Source organism: Gordonibacter pamelaeae 7-10-1-b (assembly GCF_000210055.1).
Classification (GTDB): domain Bacteria; phylum Actinomycetota; class Coriobacteriia; order Coriobacteriales; family Eggerthellaceae; genus Gordonibacter; species Gordonibacter pamelaeae.
In genome coordinates this window covers 853774-862630 of sequence record NC_021021.1, presented here as the reverse complement: position 1 = coordinate 862630, position 8857 = coordinate 853774, and the positions used below count along the sequence as shown (strand labels likewise).

At 65.6% G+C, this 8857-nt stretch carries 10 protein-coding genes; 3 read left to right on the top strand and 7 right to left on the bottom strand.

Features of this window, described 5'->3' with window-relative positions; genetic code table 11:
• The 3 genes from GPA_RS04105 to GPA_RS04095 form a co-directional block, all read left to right on the top strand.
• Window positions 1-320: nitroreductase family protein (locus GPA_RS04105; RefSeq protein ID WP_197533068.1), on the top strand; the 320-nt coding region annotated here is incomplete at its 5' end.
• Between the two features lie 484 nt (window positions 321-804).
• Window positions 805-1236 carry a helix-turn-helix domain-containing protein gene (locus GPA_RS04100; protein WP_231847563.1) on the top strand — a complete coding sequence of 144 codons (432 nt, stop codon included), beginning with the start codon at window positions 805-807 and terminating at the stop codon, window positions 1234-1236.
• A gap of 69 nt (window positions 1237-1305) precedes the next feature.
• The gene (locus GPA_RS04095; protein WP_041239043.1) at window positions 1306-2382 is read left to right on the top strand and encodes an alpha/beta fold hydrolase; all 1077 of its coding nucleotides are present in this window, start codon (window positions 1306-1308) and stop codon (window positions 2380-2382) included.
• A gap of 42 nt (window positions 2383-2424) precedes the next feature.
• Here GPA_RS04095 and GPA_RS04090 read toward each other — a convergent pair whose 3' ends face one another.
• From GPA_RS04090 to GPA_RS04065, 7 genes are all read right to left on the bottom strand, one after another.
• The gene (locus tag GPA_RS04090) at window positions 2425-2880 is read right to left on the bottom strand and encodes a hypothetical protein (RefSeq protein WP_015539018.1); all 456 of its coding nucleotides are present in this window, start codon (window positions 2878-2880) and stop codon (window positions 2425-2427) included.
• Window positions 2867-3424: a hypothetical protein gene (locus tag GPA_RS19950; protein WP_231847562.1), complete on the bottom strand. Its 558-nt coding sequence runs from the start codon at window positions 3422-3424 to the stop codon at window positions 2867-2869. Before GPA_RS19950 ends, GPA_RS04090 begins: the two co-directional genes overlap by 14 nt.
• Before the next feature lie 17 nt (window positions 3425-3441).
• Complete coding sequence (locus tag GPA_RS19945) at window positions 3442-4419, bottom strand: hypothetical protein (protein WP_231847561.1); 978 nt, start codon at window positions 4417-4419, stop codon at window positions 3442-3444.
• A gap of 23 nt (window positions 4420-4442) precedes the next feature.
• A complete protein-coding gene (locus GPA_RS04080) occupies window positions 4443-5072 on the bottom strand; it encodes a GGDEF domain-containing protein (protein WP_227155171.1) in 630 nt (209 codons plus the stop codon).
• On the bottom strand, window positions 5069-6634 hold the full coding sequence (locus tag GPA_RS04075) for a methyl-accepting chemotaxis protein (protein WP_231847560.1): 1566 nt from the start codon (window positions 6632-6634) through the stop codon (window positions 5069-5071). Before GPA_RS04075 ends, GPA_RS04080 begins: the two co-directional genes overlap by 4 nt.
• A gap of 8 nt (window positions 6635-6642) precedes the next feature.
• On the bottom strand, window positions 6643-7461 hold the full coding sequence (locus GPA_RS04070; RefSeq protein WP_041239041.1) for a CheR family methyltransferase: 819 nt from the start codon (window positions 7459-7461) through the stop codon (window positions 6643-6645).
• A gap of 148 nt (window positions 7462-7609) precedes the next feature.
• Window positions 7610-8857 (bottom strand): aldehyde dehydrogenase family protein (locus tag GPA_RS04065; RefSeq protein ID WP_041239039.1); only part of this gene is annotated, 1248 nt, incomplete at its 5' end.

Sequence of the window (8857 nt, the reverse complement as noted above, 5' to 3'; positions counted from 1 at the left end):
TGGACGCGACGGCCCGCCGCACCGAGATCGACGACCGCTTCTTCTTCAAAGGTGCGCCGGCCGTCGTCGTGGTGGTGGCGAAAGACCAGGTGAACGGTGCGCTCGCCGCCTCCAACATGGAGCTCGCGGCCCAGGCGCACGGGCTGGGTGTGCTCTACAGCGGGTTCTTCGCGATGGCGGCGCGGCTCTCGCCCGCACTGCGCCGCGAGCTCGGCCTCGCGCGCGGCCAGAAGGCGGTCACCGCGCTCGTTGTGGGGCATTCCGCCGTGAACTATCGCCGCACCGCCCCGAAGGAGCCCGCGGACGTGCGCTTCCTGTGAGGGCGCGAGCAGGTTGCCAACCTGGGCGAGCGCGGCGGGTCGAGGTATCCTCTGCCCGGCGCCGGCCGCAGCGTTTTCTGCTATCGCCGCGCGGGGTCCTTCGGCTTCGCGCTCTGCTCATGATGGTGCCGGCGGCGGATGCGCGGAGCCGTGGACAAAATGCTTGAGTTTTCTTTATTCCAAATAAAGAATAATGTGACTCTATCAGGGATTACGCAAAACGTGAATTCCCAGCAGGCTGATTTTCACCTGAAATCTAATGATTACCCGCCCTTTTTGTCCATGACGTTGCCAATCATATATACACCGGATGGAAAAATGCCTTCGGGGAGGAGGGCGGGAAGAGGAGGAGGACGGGAAGAGGAGGAGGACGGTAGGAGGAGGCTCTGCCCTTGCAACCCTTTCGCGACAAACAGCGCGCGATCTGTCATCATCGATTGGTAGATCAGGGCTGTTCGACGGCTTACCATGAAGGGCGAGGAGTATGAGAAGCATGATTGGTTCGAACATTCAGAGCAGGCGCAGGGCAATCGGCCTCACGCAGGAGCAACTGGCCGCGGCGCTGGCCGTGGCTCGGCAGACGGTGGCTAAATGGGAGGCGGGCGACTCCGTGCCCGACCTCGCAAACGCCGGTGCGCTGGCCGAGGCGCTCGACGTGTCGCTCGACGCGCTCGTGGGCTACGACCCGCAGGGCACGATGCTGCCTATGCCGCCGCGCGGCAAGCACTTGTTCGGCACCGTCACGGTGGGGGAGCGCGGGCAGATCGTCATCCCGAAGCAGGCGCGCGAGCTGTTCGGTATCGAGGCCGGCGACGCACTGCTCGTGCTTGGTGACGAGGAGCAGGGCCTCGCCATCTTGAAGGCAGACGAGTTCATGGACCGCGTGTCGAAGCTTCGCAGCATGATCGACCGATAATACCCGTCGCCTCGCAGACGGCGGGGGAGGGGGAGGGGCGCCATGGCGCGCGTTGGGAAGAAGGCAGGTATGATCGCAGGCATTGCCATCGCGGCGCTGGCGCTGGCGGCGGGCATCGCGCTCGCCGTGTACGTGGACAACAACCGCCACGGCGAGGAGCGCGACCTGGCGCGAGCCCATGCCGCCGGCTTCGAGGAGAAGCAGGTGCAGGTGAGCATCGCCATTGCCGGCGATGCGACCCTCAACTACGCCGAGGGCCCCGACAACGGCCCGGCGCTCGTGCTCGTGCACGGTCAGGGCATGCAGTGGGAGGACTACGCGCGCGTGCTTCCCGACCTGGCAAAACGCTACCACGTGTTCGCCGTCGACTGCTTCGGGCACGGCGAGTCCAGCCACGACCCCGCACTCTATTCGTGCGAGGCCATCGGGCAGGCGGTCAAGGCCTTCGCCGCGCAGGAGGTGGGCGGCGCGTACCTCGTTTCGGGACACTCGTCGGGCGGCATCGTGGCCGCGTGGCTCGCCGCCAACGATGTCGAGCACGTGACGGCTTGCGTGCTGGAGGACCCGCCCTTCTTCCGCGTGACGCCCGAGGAAATGCAGGCGCCTCCGGGCTGCTTCGTGTGGAAGGACGCCTTCGAAGTTATCCATGCGTACCTCAACCAGGAAGACGCGGTCGATCCAGCCGTATACTACGCGCAGCACAGCTACCTGTTCGGCCTGTTCGGCGGCTTGCAGCCGAAAATCGCTGCGTGGACGGCGGCCGAGCGTGCGGCCGCTCCCGACGCCCACCTCACGCTGGCCTGGGTACCGCACGACTGGGTGCGCGGCCTTTACTACTACGACGACTTCGACGTGCGGTTCGGCGAGACGTTCTACGACGGCACGTGGTTCGACGGCGTCGACCAGGCCGACCTGCTCTCCCGCATAACATGCCCGACCGTCTACCTGAAGGCGCAGACCAGCTACGGCGAGGACGGCACCCTGTTCGCCGCCAACTCGGACGAAGACGCCGCGCGCGTGCAGCAGCTCATCGCGTGCTGCGAGACGACCGTCATCGAGTCGGGCCACGACATCCACTACGAGCACCCGGACGCATTCGCGAAGGCCGTGAACGAGGCAGCCGGAAAGAGCAGTGGGCGGCGGTAGCGCCGTGGTTTCGGCCGACCTGCAACAGCCGCCGCGCCGACGCTAACGGCCGGCGGCGAGCAGCATATCTACGATGGCGTCCACGTCGAGCACCGGCAGGGTCTCATGGTCGAAGCCTTGCGGGCAGCGCGTCTTGAGCGGTGCGTGCTTCGTCTCGTCAAGGTTCACCACGTACGGCGTGCCGACGAACCGCAGCCCCAGCAGGTTGTCGCCGCTCCGCACGATCACGATGTGGGACGATTCCCCATCGCCGGGCGTTTCGGCATCGAGCACGGGCACAAGCTCGTAGCTGCGCGGCAGAACGCCGCTGAACTCGGGGGGAAGGAAGGCCAGAGACCTCATCTCGCCGGCCGACACCACCTCTTCGATAGAGGTGAACGCGATGGCCATGTTTCCGCTCTCCGAGGGAATGACGAGCGCGTTCGAGCGGTGGACATCCTGCTGGTTTCCGCTGATAAGCTTCTCTATCCACCGTAGCCGCTGGTCACGCACGCGCATGGGAGCCCTCCTTCTTCAGAATCGCGTTCAGCAGATGGCGGATGCTCACCACGGCGCAGGGCGCGCCGTCCTTGAGGAGGGCGTAGCCGAAGCAACCCGCCTTGGGCAGGGGGCCGTGGTCGAGCAGCGGGGGCAGTTGGCTCACGGAGATGTTCTCGTAGCCGTTCACAGCGTCCACGGCAAGGCAGCGCTGCTCTCCCAACGCTTCCAGGAACAGGGCGAACACAGGATTCTCCGCCTCGAGCGGCGAGCCCGAATCCGGCCCGTTCAACAACTCCGTGCGCTTGCCGTCCTCGCCCGTGTAAAAGGAGGGGCGTGCTGGCGGACGGCTTCCCGAGGGGCCTTCCTGCGCGGCCTTCTCGCCCCGCTCGATCCGCTCGGGGCGATACGCTTCGAAGCGCCCTATCTGCTGGGCGGGCAGCGCGAAGCGCATCGCGCCGGTGCGCACGAGCGCCGCCTCCATGATGGTGAACGGCACGGGGAAGTGGAGCGCTATCTCCAGCGTGCCGTGGTCGGTATTGCGCACCTCGCCGCGCCCGCCCACGTGCTGCAGGAGAGATCCTATCTCGTTGAACTGGGAAACAAGCTTGAAACAGGGCCTTCCGCCGCAGCGACGAAGCCGGGCAGCAGCAGGAGGGCGCCCATCTCCTCCTCGGTGTAGGTTTCGAGCGGCCGCGTCAGCAGCCCGCGCTTCACCGCCTGCCGGGCGATGCCGCGGGAATCGAACGGCTTCCCGTCGTGCTCTATCCGGCACACCACTTCCGAGCCGTCGCTTTCCAGGCGCAGGCGCAGCAGGGCACGCGCGGGTTTGCCCGCCGCCACACGGTGCTCGGGCTGCTCGATGCCGTCGCGCAGGCAGAACCGCAGGACGCGCTTGATGATCTCCTCCATCGACGCCAGCACCGACCGGTCGAGCGCCATATGGCCGTCGACGATATCGAGGTCGGCGAGCACGCCGAAACGGCCGCTGTAGTCGGCGATGAGCGTTCGCAGCGACGGGGCCATGCGGTCGAAAGGCTCGATGCGAGAGCGTGCCACCGCGGTGCGCAGCTCGTCCACCACCTGGGTGTGCGAGAATACGATGCTGCTCAACGCGCGGTCTTGCGGCTGGCCCTCGGCGTGCGTGCGCAGCTTGCGGTGCACTTCCTCGAACCGCGCGAGCAGGTTCGTCAGCTCGTCGCCGCGCCTGTCCAGCCCGTTTTCGTCGGCGAAGGTGGAGGGCAGCGCGAAGGCGGAGTCCTCCATCGCGTCGGCCTCGATCCCCGCCTTCTCGTAAGAGGGAATGGTGTCCGGGTCTTCGACAAGGGAGCAGTGGTCAACGAAAAACGACCTCTTGATGGTCAGCAGCACCTGCTCGGGGGTGGGGGAGCTGAAGCGTATGAACAGCCCGTGGTCGCGCAGGAACGCGATGGTCGACCGGTCGCTCTTGACGGTGCGCGGATGGCAGGAAAGGTTGTCGCACAGCGGCAGGATGCGGCGCATCACGAGCGACGCGCGGGTATTCTCGAGCCCGCAATTGGGCTTGAGCATGACCTGCACCGTGAGTTCCTTGCTCGCCGGCCTCATCTCTGCTCGCCCGCCGTGTCGGGCTGCGCGAACGTGCAGCGGTTCTTGCCGGTTTCCTTGCCGCGATACAGCGCGCGGTCCACGCGCACGAAGTTCTCGGCGAACGTGAGGCTTGGATCGTAAGCGCTCAAGCCGAACGTGAGCGTGCAGGAGAACTCGCCCGTCCCGTCGTCTATACGGTACGCGGCAACCTCTTCGCGCATGCGGTTGCACAGGCGCAGCGCCTCGTGGTCGGGCGTCGAGAACAGCACGACGAGCAGCTCCTCGCCGCCCCAGCGGATGACGGGGTGGTTGCCGGCCAGATCGTCGAGGATGTCGGCGATGCAGACGATGGCGATGTCGCCCGACTGGTGGCCGCGCGCGTCGTTGATGGTCTTGAAGTCGTCGATGTCGCAGAGGGCGAGCACGATGTTCGTCTCGTTGCTGTCCTCCCGAATCCTCTCCTCGAGGTAGTCGGTGAGGTAGTGGCGGCTGAACAGGCCGGTAAGCTGGTCGCGAAAGGCCAGGCTGCGCATGGTGTCCAGCTGTTCCCGCAGCGCGGCGTTGGCTGCGCGCAGGCTCAGGAACTCGGCGCGCTCCGGTTCTGCGAAAAAGCTCGGCAAGGGTTTGACGGCCTGGCCGGTCACCGTGCACCGCCGTCTGAACCGCCGGCGGGCTTCTCAAGCACGAACCGATCGATGAGGTGCTTGAGGCTGCGGGCCTGCTCGGCCAGCTCCTCGCCGATGACGGCGCTCTCCTCCGAAGCTGCCGAGTTCTCTTGCACCACGTCGGACAGGCTGTCCATGCTCTCCTGGATCTGCGACACGGCCTCCAGCTGCTGCGTGGACGCCTGCGCGATGGCCGACATCATCTCCTTGACGCCCTCGGTCGCGGCCACGGCGCCCTCCATGCTCGTGGAGGTTACCCTGATGAGCGCGCTGCCGTTCTCCACGCTCGCAGTGGCGCGCGCAGCCAGCTCGTCGGCGGCGCGCGATGCCTCGCTCACCTGGTTGGCCAAACGCCGAATCTCCTCGGCCACGATGGCGAACCCGCGTCCCGCCTCGCCCGCGCGCGCCGCCTCCACGGAGGCGTTGAGCGCGAGGATGTTCGTCTGGAACGAGATGTCCTCGATGGTGTTAGCCAGCTGCGAGATGTTGCGGGTGCTGACCTTGATGTCGGCGATGACCTCGACGGCTTGGGATATCTGGGTGTTGCTGTGCTCGACGGCGGACAGCACGTCGGCGGTGTTCTCGTTGGCTATGAGAACGCTTTCGTTGTTCTCTTCCACCACCTGGGTGATGTCCTGCACGCTGGTGGCCAGCTCCTCGATGTTCATGGCCTGCTCGGCCGACCCCTGCGCGATCGTCTGGGAGCCGTCGGACATCTGCGACGACGAGCGCTCCACCTGGTCGGCCGTCGCCTTCATCTGCTCCACCATGAGGCGTAGCGCCGCCACCGTCTTGTTCATGGAGGCTGCGAGCTCACCCAGCTCGTTGCGGGAGCTCGGGATGACGTGCACCGTGAGGTCGCTCTCCGCCACGCGCTTCGCCATACCCTCGATCTCGCCCACCGGCACGGCGATGGCGCGGGTGATGCGGCGCCAGAGAACGATGACGAGGCCGATCGTGAGAAGGCCGAGCAGTATGATGATGATCGAGGTTGCGATCTCTACGTAGGTGGTTTCTTGGGAGTACTCGTGCGCATCCTGCTCGGCAGCATCGATGATGCCATCGGCCAGGACCAGCGTGACGTCCTTCTGAGGCAGGTAGTCCTGCTCGTAAACCGTGTTGGCCTGTTCCGTGTTGCCCGAGCGCAGCTCGTCGACCACTTCGTCGCGTGCAGAAAGAAGGGCTTCGCTTGCCAAGGCGAATTGGTCGAGCACCTTCGCGTCGCTCTTGAAGTTCGCCGCGATGACGTTGTACTCGGCCTCGCGCTCGATGGCCAGCTGGTTGATAGTGTCGACCAGCCGCTCCCTTTCAAGGGAGTCCTCCGTCACGAGGCACTGCTTGAGTTGGTTCGATATCTGCTCGACGGTGCTGCGCAGCGACAGGGCGCTCTTGGAAACCCGGTAGGGCTGCTCGTAGAACTCGGTGGTCATCGCCGAGTTCTGGTGGACGCCGAAAACCGCCACGCAGATGGAGACGACGAACAGCACGATGATGCTGACGTAGGACATCATGAGGATGCGGCCGATGCTTGCGTTTTTCAAGGATGGCTTCATGGGATGATCGCTTCCGGTTGCTTTTGGTATACGGAATCTCTTCGATAGACGAACTTGGTCCGGCTGCGGATGATCTCCGCGTGGCCGAGGATGAGGTAGCCTGAAACGGCAAGGTGGCGATACAGGCTGTCGAGCACCTGCTCCCGCGTGCGACCGTCGAAGTAGATGATGACGTTGCGGCACATGATAAGGTCGTAGCGGCGCTGGAGGGCATCGGGGTCGTTGAGGTTCGCCTGGGCGAACGTCACGCGGCGCCTGATGGCGTCGGTCACGGTGTAATTGCCGCCGTCGTTCGTGAAATAAGACGACAGCCAGCGGGGCGGGACCTTCTCCACGTGGGCGAACTGGTACGTCGCGCGCCGCGCCTTCTCGATGGCCGCCTTGGAGATGTCGATGCCCGTGATGCGCACGGGGGGCAGGTCGCGCCCGCGGCGGTAATCCTCCACGATCATGGATGCGGTGTAGCACTCTTCGCCGGTGGAGCAGCCGGCGCACAGGATGTTCCAGGTGCGGTTTGGCTTTGAACGCTCCAGCTCGGGAAACGCCGTGGTGCGCAGGAAGTCGAACTGCCTGCGCTCGCGCAGGAAGTAGGTGTAGTGGGTGGTGACGAGATCCACGAAGCGCGCGGTGGCCTCGGGGTCGGTCTCCGCCTCCACCTTGTCGAGGTATGCCGAGAACGAGGAAAACCCAAGACGCTCTCGCTCGCGCGAAAGTCGGCAATCGAGCAGCACCCGCTTTGATCGCATGTTCAGCCCGAAGGTACGGGACAGGTGCGTGCAAACTCGATCGAACTCTTTGTCGGTTAAGTGGTCCAAGTGCCATTCCGTTGGGTAGATGCGTGTCCATACAGCTTAGCATGCGATGCAAAGGGGTGCTAGGATTAACCAACGGCAATGGCGAAATAATGTCCGGAATAGAGGAAAAGCCCGGTCACCCTGCAAGGTGGCCGGGCCGGGGGATTGATCAGAACGGGTAGGGGTGCGGCGTGTGCTGGACGCTCGTCCAGTGGGTGCGCGTCATCTCCTCCAAGATCCAGCGGCCGTTGAAGCGGCCGAGGCCGGAGTTCTTCTCGCCGCCGAAGGGCACGTGCTGCTCGTCGGCCACGGTCATGTCGTTCACGTGGGTCATGCCGGCGTCGATCTTGAGGGCGAACGCGGCAGCGCGCTCCACGTCGCGGCCGACGACGGCGGACGATAGGCCGTAATCGCTCATGTTGGCGAAACGGAGCGCCTCGTCCTCGCCGTGCGCCGCGATGATGGGGGCCAGCGGGCCGAAGCTTTCCTGCAGGGCGATGTCCCAGCTGGGATCCACCTCGCCGAACACGACGGGCGGCATGACGAGGCCGTCGGGCTCGCCGTCCAGCAGCACGCGGGCGCCCTGGTCCTTGGCGCGCTGCACCTTCTTCATCAGGCCCGCGAGCTGCGACTGGTTGATGATGGGGCCGATATCGGTGGCCGGGTCGAGCGGGTCGCCGCACACGAGTTTGCGCGCACGGTCGACGAAGCGCTCGGTGAACTCGTCGACAAGGGAGGCGTCCACGATGATGCGGTTCGTGCTCATGCAGATCTGCCCCTGGTGCAAAAAGCGCCCGATGATGGCGATGTCCACGGCGAGGCCCAGGTCGGCGTCGTCAAGCACCACGAGCGGGCAGTTGCCGCCCAGCTCCAGCGCCACGCGCTTGAGGCGCATGCCGCCGGCCGTCTTCGCGCCGATGCCGCGCCCCACGTCGGTCGATCCGGTGAACGAGATGAGCTTGGGGACGGGGTGCTCCACGAAGTAATCGCCGATCTCGCTTCCGCGTCCCGCCAGCACCGACAGCAGCCCCTCCGGCAGGCCGGCCTCCTCGTAGATCTTGGCGAGCAGCAGGCCGCCGGTGACGGGCGTGTCGCTGGCGGGCTTGAGCACCACGGCGTTGCCGCAGGCCAATGCCGTGGCAACCGAGCGGTTCGACAGGTTCATGGGGAAGTTCCACGGGCTGATGACGCCCACCACGCCCAGCGGTTGGCGGTAGACGCGGTTCTCCTTGTGCGGCGTGTCGGACGGGAATATCTCGCCGTGCATGCGATAGGGGAAGCTTGCGGCCTCCTCGGTGATATTGCGCGCGGCGCCCACCTCGAATTCGGCCTTCGCGCGGATGCTGCCCGACTCGCGCTGCACCCAGCCCACGAGCTCATCGTGGCGCGCGTCGAAGAGCTCCACGGCGCGGCGCAG

Excerpts from the sequence above, each read along its gene's own strand:
- GPA_RS04090 (WP_015539018.1), bottom strand. The coding sequence starts at position 2,880 with ATGCGCGTGCGTGACCAGCGGCTACGGTGGATAGAGAAGCTTATCAGC.
- GPA_RS04100 (WP_231847563.1), top strand. The coding sequence starts at position 805 with ATGAGAAGCATGATTGGTTCGAACATTCAGAGCAGGCGCAGGGCAATC.
- GPA_RS04095 (WP_041239043.1), top strand. The coding sequence starts at position 1,306 with ATGATCGCAGGCATTGCCATCGCGGCGCTGGCGCTGGCGGCGGGCATC.